This window comes from Aeromonas sp. 95A (genome assembly GCF_051919235.1).
Taxonomy (GTDB): domain Bacteria; phylum Pseudomonadota; class Gammaproteobacteria; order Enterobacterales; family Aeromonadaceae; genus Aeromonas; species Aeromonas veronii.
In genome coordinates, this window is sequence record NZ_JBQBFC010000001.1 from 3,132,780 (window position 1) to 3,150,000 (window position 17,221).

General features: G+C 54.4%; 31 protein-coding genes (1 of these 31 running past the window's edge). 29 read left to right on the forward strand and 2 right to left on the reverse strand.

The window, feature by feature from the left end; all coding sequences use genetic code 11:
* Positions 1-136: 136 nt before the first annotated feature.
* Entirely contained in the window at positions 137-610 is a 474-nt protein-coding gene (greB, locus tag ACTG2U_RS14170) for a transcription elongation factor GreB (RefSeq protein WP_005342682.1), read from the reverse strand.
* A gap of 249 nt (positions 611-859) precedes the next feature.
* Here greB and ompR point away from each other — a divergent pair, with 249 nt between their 5' ends.
* A complete protein-coding gene (ompR, locus tag ACTG2U_RS14175) occupies positions 860-1,582 on the forward strand; it encodes an osmolarity response regulator transcription factor OmpR (RefSeq protein WP_005340625.1) in 723 nt (240 codons plus the stop codon).
* Positions 1,579-2,889, forward strand: a complete 1,311-nt coding sequence (gene envZ, locus ACTG2U_RS14180) for a two-component system sensor histidine kinase EnvZ (protein ID WP_139747017.1) — start codon at positions 1,579-1,581, stop codon at positions 2,887-2,889. Before ompR ends, envZ begins: the two co-directional genes overlap by 4 nt.
* Positions 2,890-2,926: 37 nt before the next feature.
* Here envZ and ACTG2U_RS14185 read toward each other — a convergent pair whose 3' ends face one another.
* Positions 2,927-3,841, reverse strand: coding sequence for a DMT family transporter (locus ACTG2U_RS14185; protein WP_106844201.1), 915 nt, complete (start codon positions 3,839-3,841; stop codon positions 2,927-2,929).
* A gap of 356 nt (positions 3,842-4,197) precedes the next feature.
* Here ACTG2U_RS14185 and rpsJ point away from each other — a divergent pair, with 356 nt between their 5' ends.
* From rpsJ to ACTG2U_RS14320, 27 genes are all read left to right on the forward strand, one after another.
* Positions 4,198-4,509 (forward strand): 30S ribosomal protein S10, encoded by a 312-nt coding sequence (gene rpsJ, locus ACTG2U_RS14190; protein WP_005307944.1) that lies wholly within the window; start codon positions 4,198-4,200, stop codon positions 4,507-4,509.
* 22 nt (positions 4,510-4,531) lie between these two features.
* Positions 4,532-5,164, forward strand: coding sequence for a 50S ribosomal protein L3 (gene rplC, locus ACTG2U_RS14195; RefSeq protein ID WP_005340620.1), 633 nt, complete (start codon positions 4,532-4,534; stop codon positions 5,162-5,164).
* A 17-nt stretch (positions 5,165-5,181) separates the two neighbouring features.
* Positions 5,182-5,787, forward strand: coding sequence for a 50S ribosomal protein L4 (gene rplD / locus ACTG2U_RS14200; RefSeq protein ID WP_005340616.1), 606 nt, complete (start codon positions 5,182-5,184; stop codon positions 5,785-5,787).
* Positions 5,784-6,086: a 50S ribosomal protein L23 gene (gene rplW, locus ACTG2U_RS14205; RefSeq protein ID WP_005307955.1), complete on the forward strand. Its 303-nt coding sequence runs from the start codon at positions 5,784-5,786 to the stop codon at positions 6,084-6,086. Before rplD ends, rplW begins: the two co-directional genes overlap by 4 nt.
* 15 nt (positions 6,087-6,101) lie before the next feature.
* Positions 6,102-6,923, forward strand: a complete 822-nt coding sequence (rplB, locus tag ACTG2U_RS14210) for a 50S ribosomal protein L2 (RefSeq protein ID WP_005340614.1) — start codon at positions 6,102-6,104, stop codon at positions 6,921-6,923.
* Positions 6,924-6,945: 22 nt separating this feature from the next.
* A complete protein-coding gene (rpsS, locus tag ACTG2U_RS14215) occupies positions 6,946-7,224 on the forward strand; it encodes a 30S ribosomal protein S19 (protein WP_005307960.1) in 279 nt (92 codons plus the stop codon).
* A 10-nt stretch (positions 7,225-7,234) separates the two neighbouring features.
* Complete coding sequence (gene rplV / locus ACTG2U_RS14220; RefSeq protein ID WP_005319741.1) at positions 7,235-7,579, forward strand: 50S ribosomal protein L22; 345 nt, start codon at positions 7,235-7,237, stop codon at positions 7,577-7,579.
* A 3-nt stretch (positions 7,580-7,582) separates the two neighbouring features.
* Entirely contained in the window at positions 7,583-8,296 is a 714-nt protein-coding gene (rpsC, locus tag ACTG2U_RS14225; RefSeq protein WP_005307962.1) for a 30S ribosomal protein S3, read from the forward strand.
* A 13-nt stretch (positions 8,297-8,309) separates the two neighbouring features.
* Complete coding sequence (rplP, locus tag ACTG2U_RS14230; protein WP_005340612.1) at positions 8,310-8,723, forward strand: 50S ribosomal protein L16; 414 nt, start codon at positions 8,310-8,312, stop codon at positions 8,721-8,723.
* Positions 8,723-8,914: a 50S ribosomal protein L29 gene (rpmC, locus tag ACTG2U_RS14235; protein ID WP_005307965.1), complete on the forward strand. Its 192-nt coding sequence runs from the start codon at positions 8,723-8,725 to the stop codon at positions 8,912-8,914. The genes rplP and rpmC overlap by 1 nt, the downstream gene beginning before the upstream one ends.
* Positions 8,914-9,162: a 30S ribosomal protein S17 gene (gene rpsQ, locus ACTG2U_RS14240; RefSeq protein ID WP_005307966.1), complete on the forward strand. Its 249-nt coding sequence runs from the start codon at positions 8,914-8,916 to the stop codon at positions 9,160-9,162. Before rpmC ends, rpsQ begins: the two co-directional genes overlap by 1 nt.
* Before the next feature lie 147 nt (positions 9,163-9,309).
* Positions 9,310-9,678 (forward strand): 50S ribosomal protein L14, encoded by a 369-nt coding sequence (rplN, locus tag ACTG2U_RS14245; RefSeq protein ID WP_005307975.1) that lies wholly within the window; start codon positions 9,310-9,312, stop codon positions 9,676-9,678.
* Between the two features lie 11 nt (positions 9,679-9,689).
* Positions 9,690-10,007, forward strand: a complete 318-nt coding sequence (gene rplX / locus ACTG2U_RS14250) for a 50S ribosomal protein L24 (protein ID WP_005307977.1) — start codon at positions 9,690-9,692, stop codon at positions 10,005-10,007.
* Between the two features lie 13 nt (positions 10,008-10,020).
* Positions 10,021-10,560 carry a 50S ribosomal protein L5 gene (gene rplE, locus ACTG2U_RS14255; protein ID WP_005331162.1) on the forward strand — a complete coding sequence of 180 codons (540 nt, stop codon included), beginning with the start codon at positions 10,021-10,023 and terminating at the stop codon, positions 10,558-10,560.
* 10 nt (positions 10,561-10,570) lie between these two features.
* Complete coding sequence (rpsN, locus tag ACTG2U_RS14260; protein ID WP_005340609.1) at positions 10,571-10,876, forward strand: 30S ribosomal protein S14; 306 nt, start codon at positions 10,571-10,573, stop codon at positions 10,874-10,876.
* Positions 10,877-10,897: 21 nt separating this feature from the next.
* Positions 10,898-11,290: a 30S ribosomal protein S8 gene (gene rpsH, locus ACTG2U_RS14265; protein WP_005307980.1), complete on the forward strand. Its 393-nt coding sequence runs from the start codon at positions 10,898-10,900 to the stop codon at positions 11,288-11,290.
* A gap of 13 nt (positions 11,291-11,303) precedes the next feature.
* Positions 11,304-11,837 (forward strand): 50S ribosomal protein L6, encoded by a 534-nt coding sequence (gene rplF, locus ACTG2U_RS14270; protein WP_005340607.1) that lies wholly within the window; start codon positions 11,304-11,306, stop codon positions 11,835-11,837.
* A 9-nt stretch (positions 11,838-11,846) separates the two neighbouring features.
* Positions 11,847-12,200: a 50S ribosomal protein L18 gene (rplR, locus tag ACTG2U_RS14275; RefSeq protein ID WP_005340606.1), complete on the forward strand. Its 354-nt coding sequence runs from the start codon at positions 11,847-11,849 to the stop codon at positions 12,198-12,200.
* Between the two features lie 14 nt (positions 12,201-12,214).
* Complete coding sequence (rpsE, locus tag ACTG2U_RS14280) at positions 12,215-12,715, forward strand: 30S ribosomal protein S5 (RefSeq protein ID WP_005340605.1); 501 nt, start codon at positions 12,215-12,217, stop codon at positions 12,713-12,715.
* Positions 12,716-12,721: 6 nt separating this feature from the next.
* Positions 12,722-12,901: a 50S ribosomal protein L30 gene (rpmD, locus tag ACTG2U_RS14285; RefSeq protein WP_005307985.1), complete on the forward strand. Its 180-nt coding sequence runs from the start codon at positions 12,722-12,724 to the stop codon at positions 12,899-12,901.
* A gap of 2 nt (positions 12,902-12,903) precedes the next feature.
* Positions 12,904-13,341, forward strand: a complete 438-nt coding sequence (gene rplO / locus ACTG2U_RS14290; RefSeq protein WP_005340604.1) for a 50S ribosomal protein L15 — start codon at positions 12,904-12,906, stop codon at positions 13,339-13,341.
* A gap of 8 nt (positions 13,342-13,349) precedes the next feature.
* Complete coding sequence (secY, locus tag ACTG2U_RS14295) at positions 13,350-14,678, forward strand: preprotein translocase subunit SecY (RefSeq protein ID WP_005340602.1); 1,329 nt, start codon at positions 13,350-13,352, stop codon at positions 14,676-14,678.
* 27 nt (positions 14,679-14,705) lie between these two features.
* Entirely contained in the window at positions 14,706-14,819 is a 114-nt protein-coding gene (gene rpmJ / locus ACTG2U_RS14300) for a 50S ribosomal protein L36 (RefSeq protein WP_005319705.1), read from the forward strand.
* 139 nt (positions 14,820-14,958) lie between these two features.
* A complete protein-coding gene (gene rpsM, locus ACTG2U_RS14305; protein ID WP_005307991.1) occupies positions 14,959-15,315 on the forward strand; it encodes a 30S ribosomal protein S13 in 357 nt (118 codons plus the stop codon).
* A 14-nt stretch (positions 15,316-15,329) separates the two neighbouring features.
* The gene (rpsK, locus tag ACTG2U_RS14310; protein WP_005307993.1) at positions 15,330-15,719 is read left to right on the forward strand and encodes a 30S ribosomal protein S11; all 390 of its coding nucleotides are present in this window, start codon (positions 15,330-15,332) and stop codon (positions 15,717-15,719) included.
* Between the two features lie 39 nt (positions 15,720-15,758).
* Positions 15,759-16,379, forward strand: coding sequence for a 30S ribosomal protein S4 (rpsD, locus tag ACTG2U_RS14315; RefSeq protein ID WP_005340600.1), 621 nt, complete (start codon positions 15,759-15,761; stop codon positions 16,377-16,379).
* A 25-nt stretch (positions 16,380-16,404) separates the two neighbouring features.
* Positions 16,405-17,221 carry the 5' portion of a DNA-directed RNA polymerase subunit alpha gene (locus ACTG2U_RS14320; RefSeq protein ID WP_439974645.1) on the forward strand. 173 nt of this gene lie beyond the right edge of the window, so 817 of the gene's 990 nt are visible here — the first part of the coding sequence; the start codon lies at positions 16,405-16,407; its stop codon lies beyond the right edge, outside the window.

Below are 17,221 nucleotides of genomic sequence, written 5' to 3' on the forward strand. Positions count from 1 at the left end.
GGTCGTGTTGCGGGATGCCACCCTGCGCCGGGGTCTGCACCAGTCAGACTGATAAGTCGCAGGGGAGAGCGCATATCTTGCCATTGCACCTGTGACTCAGGATGTGCATGTGGCAAGCAGCTCACCAGTAGTCCGGCTATTTGGGGTAGCTGATCTCGTTGATATACCAGCAGACGTCACCAACTGGCGTACGGACGATGGCTTCATCACCGACCTCTTTCTTGAGCAGGGCGCGGGCCATGGGGGAGTCGATGGAGATGTAATCCTTGCGCTCGAAGATCTCGTCATAGCCGACGATGCGAAAGCGCTTGGTCTCGCCCTCTTCGTTTTCCACCTCGACCCAGGCGCCGAAGAAGACCTTGCCCTCCTGCGCGGGGGCATAGTCGACGATCCCCAGCTCTTCGAGGCATTTGCGCAGGTAGCGCACCCGCCGATCGATCTCCCGCAGCCGCTTCTTGTTGTACTGGTAGTCAGCATTTTCGCTGCGATCCCCCAGGCTGGCGGCCCATGCCACCTTCTTGGTGACCTCGGGGCGCTCCTGGCGCCAGAGGAAATCGAGCTCTTCTTTCAGCTTGTTGTAGCCTTCGCGGGTGATCAGCTTTGTCTTCATGGTGATGCGGACCTGGTCAAAGAGGGGTATTCATCGCTAACTGCTCGGGAATATTAGCTTTTGTCCTCTTGCTGTCGAGGGAAATCGTGATGGTTCGGCTGGCGCCGTTCAGGGAGTCGCTGGCCAGCGCAGTGACTTGATGGTCGTCACGCTCTCGGGACGGGTAATAACCGGTAACATATTTGTGCTTTGCTCCCGCTATATCCCCCCCTAGTATTGGGGGCAGCTAAAGAATGAAGAGGCAAAGCAATGAGTCAGCAGCAATACAAGGTCCTGGTCGTGGACGATGACCTGAAATTACGTTCCCTGTTGGAACGCTATCTCACCGAGCAGGGATTCGTGGTGCGCGGCGTGGCCAATGGCGAGCAGGCCGATCGCTTGCTGACTCGTGAAAACTTCAGCCTGATGGTGCTCGATCTGATGTTGCCGGGGGAGGATGGGCTCTCCATCTGCCGCCGCCTGCGGGAAGCGGGTAACCAGATCCCGGTGCTGATGCTCACTGCCAAGGGGGATGAAGTCGATCGCATCGTCGGGCTCGAGATGGGGGCCGATGACTATCTGCCCAAGCCGTTCAACCCACGCGAACTGCTGGCGCGGATCCGTGCCGTGCTGCGCCGTCATACCGTCGAGCTGCCGGGGGCCCCATCTGCTGCAGAGAAGGTGGTCAACTTCGGCGCCTTCCAGCTCAATCTGGCGACCCGCGAGCTGAGCCGAGATGGCGAGCCGATGGCGCTCACCAGCGGTGAGTTTGCGGTGCTCAAGGTGCTGGTCAGCCATCCGCGTGAACCGCTCTCCCGCGACAAGCTGATGAATCTGGCCCGTGGCCGCGAATACACCGCCACCGAGCGCAGCATCGACGTGCAGGTCTCTCGCCTGCGCCGCCTGCTGGAACAGGATCCGGCCCAGCCCCGCTATCTGCAGACCGTCTGGGGTCTGGGGTATGTGTTCGTGCCAGATGGTGACGGTGCATGAAAAAGGTCGGCAGCATGTTCTCGCGCATGCTCTGGTTTCTGGCTGCCGTTCTGGTGGTCTATCAAGCAGTCTCCTACGTCACCTTCTATAACTATCTGCTGGCGCCAACCGTCAAGCAGATCAGTCACTTGCTGGCCAATCAGGTCAAGCTGATCTTTCCGGTCAACACTGAACAACTGGCGCTGAGCGAAGATGCCGAGGCGCTGGTCTATGTGACGACCGGTACCGATATCTATACCCAGAGCGAGGCGGTGCAACATGGCTTCAACGAGGCCAAGCCATACCCCTATCTGGAGGAGAACATCAGTCGCGAGCTGGGTGGCCCGGCCAAGGTGCGGGTCGAGATCCAGGATCACTACATCATCTGGATCCAGCCGCCGCAGGCCAGCAAAATCTGGGTGCGGATCCCGCTGACCGAGATCGAAGATGACGATATCGAACCCCTCATCATCTATCTGAGCGTGCTGCTGGTGATCACCCTGTTTGCGGCCTGGCGCTTTGCCCGGCAGCTGGTGCGCCCGCTCGAGGATCTCGAGGCTGGTGCCGTTGCTGTGGCCAGAGGCCATTTCCCCGAGGCGCTGGGGGAGCTGGGTTCACGGGAAGTAAGGCGACTGACCCGCACCTTCAACCATATGTCGCACTCCATCAAGAGCCTGATCGAAGAGCGTAACCTGATGATGGCGGGGGTTTCCCACGATCTGCGTACCCCGCTGACCCGCATCCGGCTGGCGACCGAGATGATGTCCTCCGGTGACGAGTACCTCAAGGAGAGCATCAACGCCGACATCGATGAGTCCAATGCCATCATCGATCAGTTCATCGATTACATCCGCCCGGATGAAGGGCAGGATCTGGAGCCGATCGACCTGACCCAGCTGGTGCACGATACCTTGCTGATCTACTCGGAGCAGGGGCTGGAGGTCGATCTGGCGCTGCCGCAAGAGGCGGTGCGGGTGGCCTGCAATCCGGTCAGCATCCGGCGGGTGTTGAACAACCTCTCAAGCAACTCGCAGCGCTATGGGGCGAGCCGTTTGCATGCCGAGCTGAAGGACGATGGGCACTGGGTGCGCCTGCGCCTTTCCGATGATGGCCCCGGCATTCCGGAGCAGGACTACTCCCGGGTGCTCAAGCCGTTTACTCAGGGTAATGTGGCGCGGACCGTTGGCGGCAGTGGCTTGGGGTTGGCTATCGTGGCCAAGATAGTCGCCCAGCACCATGGCACTATCCGGTTGGGAAGTTCGGAGCTCGGCGGCCTGCTGGTTGAGATGCGGCTGCCGAAACATCAGCCACAGGAGTGGATGGATTGAGAGAAGGGCGTATCCGTGGATACGCCCTTCTGCATGGTCAGCTCTTTGTTTCGACTGATGCACGATAGCGTTTGCCGTACTTGAGCTGCTGGATCAGCAGGGCGGCAACGATGAGCGCTAACCCGATGGGGGTGGCTGGATGGATGGCTTCGCCGATCAACAGGTTGAGCAGCACCAGTGAGGCAAACGGCGAGATAAAGATGAGGTTGCTGATGGGGGCCGTGTTGGTGGCATGGCGCAGCGCCATCAGCCAGAGCACGAAACCGAAGCCCATTTCGAACAGTCCCACATAGATGGCACCAGCCCATCCCTGCCAGGCGGTCATGGCAAAATCGGAGAGCAACCAAGTCGCCACGACGATAAAAGGCAGGCTGATCATAAAGCCGAGCAACAGGCTGACAATGGGATCGCCCTGATTGCGGGTGTTGAGGATCCAGTAGCTGGCCCAGATGAGGGTCGAGACCAGCGCCAGCGTCACGCCGAGGGGGCTGTCGAACTGGAGGCCGAATACATCCCCTCTGGTGGCGATCACCAGCGCGCCAAAATACCCCAGCACGATAGCGACGCCATCACGCCGACGCAGCTTCTGGCCGAGGAAGGGGACGGCCAGCAGACTGAGGGTAATGGCCCAGGTGTAGTTGAGGGTCTGTGCCTGCTGGGCAGGCAGCAGATCATAGGCTTTGAACAGCAACAGGTAATAGAGAAAGGGATTCAGCACGCCCAGAGTCAGGTAGTAGAAAGGGCGGGCTTTGATGTAGCTCCTCAGCAGCGGCAGTTTGCCCTGTTTGGCGACGACGGCTGTCAGCGTGAGAGTCGAGGTGAAGGCGGCCACAAGCAACAGTTGCACAGGTTCGAAATAGGCGAGGGAGATCTTGAAGGCTGTGGCGACCGTCGACCAGAGGGCAACGGCGCAAAGGCCATACTGATAGGCTTTCTTTTGATCTTTGAGCATGGGATGTCGTTCCACTGACAGAGGCAAGCACACAGTCTACCAGTCTGCTTGTAACATTGTCGTTACCTGGGTGTTGGCAGCAGAGTACGTTGCCGCAGGCGAGATCCATCTGTCACATAGAACTGCGCATAATCTGTTCGCTCGCCCTTGCGCAAATTTGAAAAATCCGTATAATCCCCTCCGCTTACCCATGAGGTAAGCCAGACGATATGTCTGCTGCTGAGTTTCCTGTTTACAGGAGCCAGCCATACAGTCCTCCCGATATGGGGGGAAACGTGAAAAATCACACCTCTGGCGGGAGAAATCTCGGTCGGGCGGTGTTGATTTATGTTCTTTTATCTATTGGAGCTCTGTCAATGCAGAACCAAAGAATCCGTATCCGCCTGAAGGCTTTTGATCATCGCCTGATTGATCAATCCACTGCGGAAATCGTTGAAACTGCTAAGCGCACTGGCGCGCAGGTTCGCGGTCCTATTCCGCTGCCGACTCGCAAAGAGCGCTTCACCGTCCTGATCTCCCCGCACGTCAACAAAGATGCGCGTGATCAGTACGAGATCCGCACTCACAAGCGTCTGGTAGACATCGTTGAGCCGACTGACAAGACCGTAGACGCCCTGATGCGTCTGGATCTGGCAGCTGGTGTAGACGTCCAGATCAGCCTGGGTTAATTACGGAAAGAGGTTGATAACAATGACAATCGGTCTTGTAGGTCGCAAAGTGGGTATGACTCGCATCTTCACTGAAGATGGCGTTTCTATCCCGGTGACTGTTATCGAAGTTGAAGCTAACCGTGTAACTCAGGTCAAATCTGTAGAAACCGACGGCTACAACGCTATTCAGGTTACCACTGGCGCCAAAAAAGCCAGCCGTGTGACCAAGCCGGAAGCTGGCCACTTCGCCAAAGCTGGTGTAGAAGCCGGTCGCGGTCTGTGGGAATTCCGCCTGAACAACGGTGAAACTTTCACTGTTGGTAGCGAGCTGAAAGTAGATCTTCTCGCTGACGTTAAGCTGGTAGACGTTACCGGCACATCCAAAGGTAAGGGCTTTGCTGGTACTGTTAAGCGCCACAACTTCCGCACCCAGGATATGACCCACGGTAACTCCTTGTCTCACCGCGTTCCGGGTTCTATCGGTCAGAACCAGACTCCGGGTCGTGTATTCAAGGGCAAAAAGATGGCTGGTCACATGGGTGCTGAGCGTGTAACGACTCAGAACCTGGAACTGGTTCGTGTTGACGCTGAACGCAACCTGCTGCTCATCAAAGGTGCAGTACCGGGTGCAACCAACGGCAACGTGATCGTCAAACCTGCCGTCAAAGCGTAACGTCTGAGGAGATAGTAATGGAATTGGTAATGAAAGACGCCAAGAGCGCTCTTGAAGTTTCCGAGACTACCTTCGGGCGCGAATTCAACGAAGCTCTGGTTCACCAGGTCGTCGTTGCATATGCCGCTGGTGCCCGTCAGGGTACTCGTGCGCAGCTGACTCGCTCTGAAGTGTCTGGTGGCGGCAAAAAGCCGTGGCGTCAGAAGGGTACTGGTCGTGCCCGTGCTGGCTCCATCCGTTCGCCCATCTGGCGTTCCGGTGGTGTGACTTTTGCTGCTAAGCCGCAAGATCACAGCCAGAAAGTAAACAAGAAGATGTACCGCGGCGCTATCCGTAGCATTCTGTCCGAGCTGGTACGTCAAGAGCGCCTGATCGTTGTTGAGAAGTTCGGCATCGAAGCTCCGAAGACCAAAGAACTGATCGCCAAGCTGAAAGAAATGGAACTGACTGACGTTCTGATCGTGACTGCTGAAGTCGATGAGAACCTGTTCCTGGCTGCTCGCAACCTGTACAAAGTTGACGTGCGTGACGTTGCCGGTATCGACCCGGTCAGCCTGATCGCTTTCGACAAGGTTCTGATGACTGCTGACGCAGTTAAGCAAATCGAGGAGATGCTGGCATGATCCGTGAAGAGCGTCTGCTGAAAGTTCTGAAGGCTCCGCACATCTCTGAAAAGAGCACCATGGTTGCAGAAAAGCAGAACACTATCGTGTTCAAAGTTGCTGTTGATGCTACCAAGGCGGAAGTCAAAGCTGCAGTTGCGAAACTGTTCGAGGTCGAAGTTGAGACCGTCCGTACCCTGAACATGAAGGGTAAGACCAAGCGCGCAGGTGCACGCGTAGGCCGTCGTTCCGATTGGAAAAAGGCTTATGTGACCCTGAAAGCTGGTCAGGACATCGACTTCATGGGCGCAGCCGAGTAAGAGGAGTTCTCAAAAATGGCAATCGTTAAGTGCAAGCCTACTTCTCCGGGCCGCCGCCACGTCGTCAAGATCGTCAATCAAGAGCTGTACAAGGGCAAGCCCTTCGCCGCTCTGCTGGACAGCAAAAGCAAGTCCGGTGGTCGTAACAACAACGGCCGTATCACTACCCGTCATATCGGTGGTGGTCACAAGCAGCACTACCGTATCGTCGACTTCAAGCGCGACAAAGACGGTATCCCGGCTAAAGTAGAGCGCCTGGAATACGATCCGAACCGTACCGCTAACATCGCTCTGGTGTTGTATGCAGACGGTGAGCGTCGTTACATCCTGGCTCCGAAAGGCCTGAAAGCTGGTGACGCGATCGCTTCTGGTGCTGATGCAGCCATCAAGGTAGGTAACGCCCTGCCGATGCGCAACATCCCGGTTGGTTCTACCGTTCACGCTGTAGAGATGAAGCCTGGTAAAGGTGCCCAGCTGGCTCGTTCCGCTGGTACTTTCATCCAGATCCTGGCTCGTGAAGGTAACTATGTAACTCTGCGTCTGCGTTCCGGCGAAGTACGTAAAGTTCTGGCCGAGTGCCGCGCTACCATCGGTGAAGTCGGTAACTCCGAGCACATGTTGCGTCAACTGGGTAAAGCCGGTGCAAACCGCTGGCGTGGTATTCGTCCGACCGTTCGCGGTATGGCGATGAACCCGGTTGACCACCCGCACGGTGGTGGTGAGGGTCGTAACAAGGGCATGCAGCCTGTGTCCCCATGGGGCCAGAAGGCTAAAGGCTTCAAGACCCGTAAGAACAAGCGTACCGACAAGTACATCGTACGTCGTCGTAACAAGTAATTGTTAACATAGAGGAATCACCATGCCACGTTCTCTCAAGAAGGGTCCATTTATTGACCTGCACTTGCTGAAGAAGGTAGAGAAAGCGGTGGAAAGCGGGGATAAAAAGCCGGTTAAAACCTGGTCCCGTCGTTCAATGATCATCCCGAACATGATCGGTTTGACCATCGCTGTCCATAATGGTCGTCAGCACGTTCCGGTTTTCGTTACCGAAGAAATGATCGGTCACAAACTGGGTGAATTCGCACCGACTCGTACTTATCGCGGCCATGCTGCTGATAAGAAGGCTAAGAAGCGCTAAGGGATAAATGATGGAAGCTATCGCTAAACACCGTTATGCCCGTACTTCTGCCCAGAAAGCTCGTCTGGTAGCCGATCAAGTACGTGGTCTGTCCGTAGACAAGGCTCTGAACATCCTGACCTTCAGCCCGAAAAAGGCTGCTGTTCTGGTGAAGAAAGTGCTGGAATCTGCCATTGCAAACGCTGAGCACAACGAAGGCGCCGATATCGACGCGCTGCGTGTTGCTACTATCATGGTCGACGAAGGTCCCTCCATGAAGCGCATCCGTCCGCGTGCCAAAGGTCGTGCGGATCGTATCCTCAAGCGTACCGCTCACATCACTGTAGTGGTATCCGACGCTAAGGCTGGGAGATAAGCAATGGGTCAGAAAGTACATCCTAATGGCATTCGCCTGGGTATTACCAAGCCTTGGAATTCTACCTGGTTCGCGAACACCAAAGACTTCGCTGACAACCTGTACAGCGATTTTCAAGTACGCCAGTTCCTGACCAAGGAACTGAAAAACGCGTCCTTGTCCAAGATCACCATTGAGCGTCCGGCCAAGAGCATCCGTGTGACCATTCACACCGCTCGTCCGGGTGTTGTCATCGGTAAGAAAGGCGAAGACGTTGAGAAGCTGCGCAAAGCTGTAGCCACTATTGCTGGCGTGCCTGCTCAGATCAACATTTCCGAAGTCCGCAAGCCGGAGCTGGATGGCAAACTGGTTGCCGACAGCATCACTTCCCAGCTGGAGCGTCGTGTTATGTTCCGTCGTGCTATGAAGCGCGCCGTACAGAACGCAATGCGCCTGGGTGCCAAGGGCATCAAAGTGGAAGTTTCCGGTCGTCTGGGCGGTGCTGAAATCGCGCGTACCGAATGGTACCGTGAAGGTCGTGTGCCGTTGCACACCCTGCGTGCCGACATCGACTACGCAACTTCTGAAGCCCACACCACTTACGGTGTGATCGGCGTTAAAGTTTGGATCTTCAAGGGTGAAGTTCTGGGCGGTCTGGCTGCTGTCAACGCTGCCGCTGCTCAAGAGCAGGCTCCTGCGAAGCCCAAGCGTGACAACAAGCGCCGCGCTGCTAAGTAAGGAGATTCGGTAAATGTTGCAACCTAAGCGTACTAAATTCCGCAAGACCCACAAGGGTCGTAACCGCGGTCTGGCCACCTCTGGTAACGAAGTATCCTTCGGTACCTTTGGCCTGAAGGCGACATCCCGTGGTCAACTGACTGCTCGTCAAATCGAAGCAGCCCGTCGTGCCATGACCCGTCACGTTAAGCGTCAAGGTAAGATCTGGATCCGTGTGTTCCCGGACAAGCCCATCACCGAAAAGCCCCTCGAAGTTCGTATGGGTAAAGGTAAGGGTAACGTGGAATACTGGGTTTGCCCGATCCAGCCTGGCAAGGTTCTGTACGAGATGGACGGTGTACCTGAGGCTCTGGCGCGTGAAGCGTTTGCCCTGGCCGCAGCTAAGCTGTCTGTTCAGACCACTTTCGTAATTAAGACGGTGATGTGATGAAAGCCCAAGATCTGCGTCAAAAGAGCGTCGAAGAACTGAACCAGGAGCTGCTGGGCCTGCTGCGTGAGCAATTCAACATGCGCATGCAAGCGTCCACCGGCCAGCTGGCTCAGACTCACACTCTGAAACAAGTGCGTCGTGACGTCGCACGTATCAAGACTGTACTGACTGAGAAGGCAGGTGCGTAATGACTGACAAGATCCGTACTCTGCAAGGTCGTGTAATCAGCGACAAGATGGACAAGTCCATCACTGTTGCTATCGAGCGCAAGGTAAAGCACCCGATCTACGGTAAGATCATCAAGCGCACTACCAAGCTGCACGTACATGACGAAAACAACGAGTGCAAAGCTGGCGACCTCGTGGAAATCCGCGAATGCCGCCCGCTGTCCAAGACCAAGTCCTGGACTCTGGTTGCCGTTGTAGAAAAGGCCTAATCGGTACTTTGTAGTCCAAGCGGCCCCTTTCAGGGGCCGTTTGTTTTTTAGGCTACCTTTTCTGAAAATCCTGTGTTATAGTTTCGCGCCTTTTGAAGGCAGCCAGATCCCATTAGGGATAAGAAGTAAACAAAGCGGAGCACTAAGATGATCCAGATGCAAAGTATGCTGGGTGTTGCCGACAACTCCGGCGCTCGCAGTGTAATGTGTATTAAGGTTCTGGGTGGCTCGCACCGCCGTTACGCCGGCATCGGCGACATCATCAAGGTTTCCATCAAGGAAGCCATTCCTCGCGGTAAAGTGAAGAAAGGTGATGTGTATAACGCGGTGGTCGTACGCACCCGTAAAGGCGTTCGTCGTCCGGACGGCTCTGTCATCCGTTTCGACAACAATGCGGCTGTGTTGCTTAACAACAACCAACAGCCAATCGGTACTCGTATTTTTGGCCCGGTGACCCGTGAACTGCGTAATGAGAAGTTCATGAAGATTGTGTCCCTGGCACCCGAAGTACTGTAAGGAGTCGAACGATGGCAGCTAAAATCCGTCGCGAAGACGAAGTGATTGTTCTTACCGGCAAAGACAAGGGCAAGCGTGGCAAAGTCACTCAAGTCCTGATTGCAAAAGGTAAGGTAATCGTGGAAGGCATCAACCAGGTGAAGAAACACCAGAAGCCGGTACCCGCACTGGGTCAGGCTGGCGGTATCGTCACCAAAGAAGCCCCCATCGATGTATCAAACGTAGCGCTGTTCAACTCTGCCACTGGCAAAGCTGACCGCGTTGGTTTCCGGATTGAAGACGGCAAAAAAGTCCGTTTCTTCAAATCCACCGGCGAACTTGTGAAGTAATTGGAGTTTAACGATGGCGAAACTGCATGATTACTACAAATCCGATGTAGTAAATGAACTGTCCAAGCAGTTCGGTTACAAGACTATCATGCAAGTCCCTCGGATCGAGAAAATCACCCTGAACATGGGTGTTGGTGAAGCGATCTCTGACAAGAAGTTGCTGGAAAATGCTGCTGCCGATATGGCTGCCATTTCCGGTCAGAAGCCGCTGATCACCAAAGCTCGCAAATCTGTTGCGGGCTTCAAGATTCGTGAAGGCTACCCGATAGGTTGTAAAGTAACCCTGCGTGGCGAGCGTATGTGGGAGTTCCTGGAACGGCTGATCTGCATCTCCGTACCGCGTATCCGTGACTTCCGTGGCCTGAACGCTAAAGCGTTCGATGGTCGTGGTAACTACTCCATGGGCGTGCGTGAGCAGATCATCTTCCCGGAAATCGACTATGACAAAGTCGATCGCGTCCGTGGTCTGGATATCACCATCACCACTTCCGCGAATACCGATGAAGAAGGCCGTGCTCTGCTGGCTGCCTTTAACTTCCCATTCCGCAAGTAAGGTTAGGGTTATGGCTAAAACATCCATGAAAGCGCGCGAAGCAAAGCGTGCCAAGCTGGTAGCCAAGTACGCGACCAAGCGTGCCGAGCTGAAAGCTATCATCGTTGACATGAACGCTTCTGAAGAAGCGCGTTGGGATGCTGTACTGCAACTGCAACAGCTGCCCCGTGATTCCAGTCCGTCCCGCCAGCGTAACCGTTGCAATATTACTGGTCGTCCGCACGGTTTCCTGCGCAAGTTTGGCCTGTCTCGCATCAAGGTGCGTGAGCATGCCATGAAGGGCGAAATTCCGGGCCTGAAGAAGGCTTCTTGGTAACGAATCTCGGGAGTTAGACTTATGAGCATGCAAGATCCGATCGCGGATATGCTGACCCGCATCCGTAACGGTCAGGCGGCGAGCAAAGTTGCGGTTTCCATGCCTTCTTCCAAGCTGAAAGTGGCTATTGCCAAAGTGCTGAAAGAAGAAGGTTACATCGCTGGCTACTCCGTAGCTGGTGACGTGAAGCCGGAACTGGAAATTGAACTGAAATATTTCCAGGGCAAGCCAGTTGTAGAACTGATCCAACGCGTAAGCCGTCCAGGCCTGCGTATTTACAAGCGCACTACTGATCTGCCGAAAGTTATGGGCGGTCTCGGTGTTGCTATCGTGTCCACGTCTAAAGGTGTGATGACTGACCGTGCTGCTCGCAAAGCAAGCATGGGCGGTGAGATCATCTGCTACGTCGCTTAATAGGAGGTAGGAAATGTCTCGTGTTGCTAAGGCACCCGTCACTATTCCTGCTGGCGTAGAGGTGACTCTGAACGGCCAGGAACTGACCATCAAAGGTGGTAAAGGTTCTCTGGTTCGCTCTATTCACGCCGGTGTAGAAGTGACCAAAGAAGACAATGTACTGAAGTTCGCCCCGCGCGGCAGCATCGCTGGTGCTGACGCTCAGGCCGGTACTGCCCGTGCATTGGTCAACAACATGGTAATCGGTGTTACCCAAGGCTTCGAGCGCAAGCTGCAGCTGGTTGGTGTAGGTTATAAAGCCTCCATCAAGGGCAATGCTGTTGCGCTGGCTCTGGGCTTCTCTCACCCGGTAGAGCATGCGCTGCCGGCTGGTGTGACCGCTGAGTGCCCGACTGCTACAGAAATCGTTCTGCGTGGCGTCGACAAGCAGCTGGTTGGCCAAGTCGCCGCCGATATCCGTGCTTACCGCGCTCCGGAGCCCTACAAGGGCAAGGGTGTACGCTATGCCAACGAGCAAGTGCGTACTAAAGAAGCTAAGAAGAAGTAAGGTAACACTATGGACAAGAAAGCAGCTCGTCTCCGTCGTGCTACTCGTGCTCGGAAAAAGATGCAGGAACTGGGAGCTACCCGTCTGGTTGTTCACCGTACCCCGCGTCATATCTATGCGCAGGTTATTGCAGCCAACGGTTCCGAAGTTCTGGCCTCTGCTTCCACAGTAGAGAAAGCCATCAGTGAAGCTCTGAAATACACCGGTAACGCAGATGCTGCTACCGCTGTAGGTAAGGCTATCGCTGAGCGTGCTATTGCCAAAGGCGTTCAGAACGTATCTTTCGATCGTTCCGGTTTCAAGTATCACGGTCGCATCGCTGCCCTAGCAGCTGCCGCACGTGACGCTGGTCTTCAGTTCTAAGCTAGGAGTCGAAGATGGCTAAAGTCGAATCTCAAGCCGGCGAACTGCAAGAAAAGCTCATTGCAGTAAACCGTGTTTCGAAAACTGTTAAAGGTGGTCGTATCATGTCCTTCACCGCGTTGACCGTGGTGGGTGATGGTAACGGCCGTGTAGGTTACGGTTACGGTAAAGCCCGTGAAGTTCCGGCTGCTATTCAAAAAGCAATGGAACAGGCTAAGCGTAACCTGAACAAGGTTGAGCTGAACAACGGCACTCTGCACCACCCGGTGCGTGGTGTTCACTCTGGCTCCACCGTGTTCATGAAGCCGGCCTCCCAAGGTACTGGTATCATTGCAGGCGGCGCTATGCGTGCTGTTCTGGAAGTTGCCGGTATCCACAACGTGCTGGCCAAGACCTACGGTTCCACCAACCCAATCAACGTTGTTCGCGCTACTGTAGACGCTCTGGTTCACGGTCAATCACCGGAACAGATCGCTGCCAAGCGTGGTCTGCGCGTTGAAGAAATTCTGGGGTAATGCGACATGGCTAACACTGTAAAAGTAACTCAAACTCGCAGCTCTATCGGCCGTCTGCCAAAGCACAAGGCGACTCTGCGTGGTCTGGGTCTGCGTCGCATTGGTCACACCGTTGAGCTGGAAGATACTCCTTGCGTACGCGGCATGATCAACCAGGTTTATTACATGGTTAAGGTGGAGGGCTAAGCATGCGTCTGAACACTCTGTCTCCGGCCGCTGGTTCCAAGCCTGAAAAACAACGTCGTGGTCGTGGTATCGGCTCCGGCCTGGGCAAGACTGGTGGTCGTGGTGTTAAAGGCCAGACCTCTCGTTCCGGTGGCGGTAAAGTCCGCAACGGTTTCGAAGGCGGCCAGATGCCTTTGAAAATCCGTCTGCCGAAGTTCGGTTTCTTCTCTCGCAAATCTTTGGTTTCTGCCGAAGTGCGTCTGAACGAAATCGCCCTGGTAGAAGGTGATGTGGTCGACCTGAGCACTCTGAAGCAAGCCGGTGTTGTTACTAAGAACATCGTGTTCGCTAAAGTTGTTCTGTCAGGCAACATTGACCGTGCTGTGACCGTTCGTGGTCTGTCCGTCACCAAAGGTGCACGCGCAGCCATCGAGGCCGCTGGCGGTAAAATCGAGGAATAATCAGTACAATGGCTAAGAAACCAGGATTGGATGTTAAAGCACAGGGTGGTCTGAGTGAACTGAAGAGCCGTCTGCTCTTCGTTCTCGGGGCGATTATCGTTTTCCGTGCAGGCTCTTATGTGCCGATTCCTGGTATTGACGCCGCCGTACTGGCCGAGTTGTTCCAGCAACAGAAGGGCACCATCATTGAGATGTTCAACATGTTCAGTGGTGGTGCACTCTCGCGTGCTTCTATTCTTGCGTTGGGGATCATGCCGTACATTTCGGCGTCGATCATTATCCAGCTGCTGACAGTGGTTCACCCCGCTCTTGCTGAACTCAAGAAAGAAGGTGAATCCGGCCGTCGCAAGATTAGCCAATATACCCGTTGGGGCACGCTGGTTTTGGGAACTTTCCAGGCCATTGGTATTGCAACCGGTCTGCCGAATATGATGCATGGACTCGTGACTAATCCGGGTCTGGGCTTCTATTTCACAGCGGTTGTGAGTCTGGTCACCGGTACCATGTTTTTGATGTGGTTGGGTGAACAGATTACCGAGCGTGGGATTGGTAATGGTATCTCGTTGATTATTTTCACAGGTATCGTTGCTGGTCTGCCGCATGCCATTGGCGCTACGGCCGAACAGGCACGTCAAGGGGAATTGCACATCCTGCTGTTGTTGTTGCTGGGCTTGATTGTTTTCGCAGTGACTTACTTTGTGGTGTTCGTGGAGCGTGGTCAGCGTCGTATCGTCGTTAACTATGCCAAGCGTCAACAAGGCCGCCAGGTATTTGCCGCGCAAAGCACACACCTGCCGTTGAAAGTGAATATGGCTGGTGTGATTCCTGCGATTTTCGCATCCAGTATCATCCTCTTCCCGGGGACCATTACCTCTTGGTTTGGTCAGGGCGAGGGTAAAGTAGCTGATATCCTGCAACAGGTCTCTATGGTCCTGCAGCCGGGTCAACCGCTTTACGAGATGCTGTATGCAGCAGCCATTATCTTCTTCTGCTTCTTCTATACCGCGCTGGTGTTCAACCCCCGCGAGACAGCAGATAATCTGAAGAAGAGTGGAGCCTTTATCCCGGGGATTCGCCCGGGCGAGCAGACAGCACGTTACATCGATAAGGTTATGACTCGCCTGACATTGGCAGGTGCGCTCTATATAACCTTTATCTGTCTGGTACCCCAGTTCTTGATGACTGCCTGGAACGTACAGTTCTACTTCGGTGGCACTTCGCTGCTGATTATCGTGGTAGTTATCATGGACTTCATGGCTCAGGTACAAACCCATATGATGTCTCATCAATATGGCGACGTCCTGAGGAAGGCCAACCTGAAGGGCTACGGCCGCTAAAGGTCGGCGTAGTTACGGAGTTAAGCAATGAAAGTTCGTGCTTCCGTTAAGGCAATCTGCCGTAACTGCAAAATCATCAAGCGTCACGGTGTGGTGCGTGTGATTTGCAGCGAGCCAAAGCATAAACAGCGCCAAGGCTAATTTTTTACGGTTAGTACTTGCAACAAATAGTTGTGCTGGCTAATATAGCCAGCCAACTTTTGTTGTGTATTGGTTGACCGCCACGTATCCGCTCACGGGCTTTGTGGTGGTCGTAATCTACTATATGTAGGAGTGAATAGTGGCCCGTATCGCTGGCATTAACATTCCTGACCATAAGCATGCAGTCATCGCTTTGACTGCTATTTATGGCGTCGGTCGTACCCGCTCCAAGGCCATCTGTGCCGCAGCCGGTATCGCTGAGAATGTGAAAATTAAAGACCTGGACGAAGCTCAGATCGAGAGTCTGCGTGAACAAGTAGGTAAATTCACCGTTGAAGGTGACCTGCGTCGTCAGATTTCCATGAACATCAAGCGATTGATGGATCTGGGTTGCTACCGTGGTTTGCGTCACCGTCGTAGCCTGCCTGTTCGTGGTCAACGTACCAAGACCAACGCTCGTACCCGTAAGGGTCCGCGCAAGGCTATCAAGAAGTAACGGGAAGGTAGAAAATGGCTAAAACTCCGACTCGTGCTCGCAAGCGCGTTAAAAAGCAAGTGAGCGACGGTATTGCGCACGTTCATGCATCTTTCAACAACACAATCGTGACCATTACTGACCGTCAGGGCAATGCTCTGTCTTGGGCTACTTCTGGTGGTTCCGGTTTCCGTGGTTCTCGTAAGTCCACCCCGTTCGCTGCTCAGGTAGCTGCAGAGCGCGCTGGTGAGATGGCCAAAGAATATGGCGTCAAGAACCTGGAAGTCATGGTCAAAGGTCCGGGTCCCGGTCGTGAGTCTTCCATCCGCGCCCTGAACGCGGCTGGTTTCCGCATCACTAACATTACTGATGTGACTCCGATCCCGCACAACGGTTGTCGTCCTCCCAAGAAGCGCCGCGTATAACGCTGTAGCTACTTGGTCTAGGATTGTTGGAGAAAGAAGATGGCAAGATATATCGGTCCTAAGCTTAAGCTTAGCCGTCGTGAGGGCACCGACCTCTTCCTGAAGTCAGGTGTTCGTGCGATTGATTCTAAGTGCAAGATTGACACCGCCCCTGGTCAGCACGGTGCGCGTAAAGCGCGTCTGTCCGACTACGGTGTTCAGCTGCGCGAGAAACAAAAAGTTCGTCGTATCTACGGCGTATTGGAAAAACAGTTCCGCAACTACTACCGCGACGCTGCCCGTCAAAAGGGTAACACCGGTGAAAACCTGTTGCAGCTGCTGGAAGGTCGTTTGGACAACGTTGTTTACCGTATGGGCTTCGGCGCTACCCGTGCTGAATCTCGTCAGCTGGTGAGCCACAAGGCAATCATGGTTAACGGTCGCGTTGTGAACATTCCTTCTTTCCAGGTTTCCCCTGAGGACGTGATCTGCGTTCGTGAGAAGGCTAAGAAGCAAGCGCGTATCAAAGCTTCCCTGGAAGTTGCTGGTCAGCGTGAGAAGCCGACTTGGGTAGAGGTTGACGCCGCTAAAATGGAAGGTGCTTTCAAGCGTCTGCCAGAGCGTTCCGACCTGTCTGCCGACATTAACGAACAGCTGATCGTCGAGCTTTACTCCAAGTAAAGCTAGCTTCTAAAGAGAGGACACAATGCTGGGTTCTGTAACAGATTTTCTTAAACCGCGGCTAGTTGACATCGAGCAAGTTAGCCCGACTCATGCGAGAGTGACTCTTGAGCCACTCGAGCGTGGCTTTGGTCACACGCTGGGCAACGCCCTGCGTCGTATTTTGCTGTCATCTATGCCCGGTTGTGCAGTTACTGAAGTCGAAATTGACGGGGTACTGCATGAGTACAGCAGCAAAGAAGGTGTACAGGAAGACATTCTTGAAATCCTGCTCAACCTGAAAGGTATCGCTGTGAAGCTGGAAGGCAAGGACGAGGTAACTCTGTCCCTGACCAAGTCTGGAACAGGCCCCGTTACCGCAGGTGATATCACTCACGGTGATGAAGTCGAGATCGTAAACCCGGAGCACGTAATCTGCCACCTGACTGGTGCCAATGCTGAAATCAGCATGCGCCTGAAAGTTCAGCGCGGTCGTGGTTATGTGCCTGCTTCTGCTCGTGTTCACAACGATGACGAAGAGCGTCCTATCGGTCGCCTGCTGCTGGACTCCGCGTTCAGCCCCATCGTTCGTATTGCCTACAATGTTGAGGCAGCACGTGTGGAACAGCGTACCGACTTGGACAAGCTGGTCATCGACATGGAGACCAATGGTACCCTGGATCCTGAGGAAGCTATCCGTCGTTCTGCCACTATTCTGGCCGAGCAACTGGAAGCCTTCGTGGATCTGCGCGATGTCAGCGTGCCCGAGAAGAAAGAAGAGAAACCCGAGTTTGATCCGATTCTGCTGCGTCCTGTCGATGATTTGGAGCTGACAGTTCGTTCTGCGAACTGTCTGAAGGCAG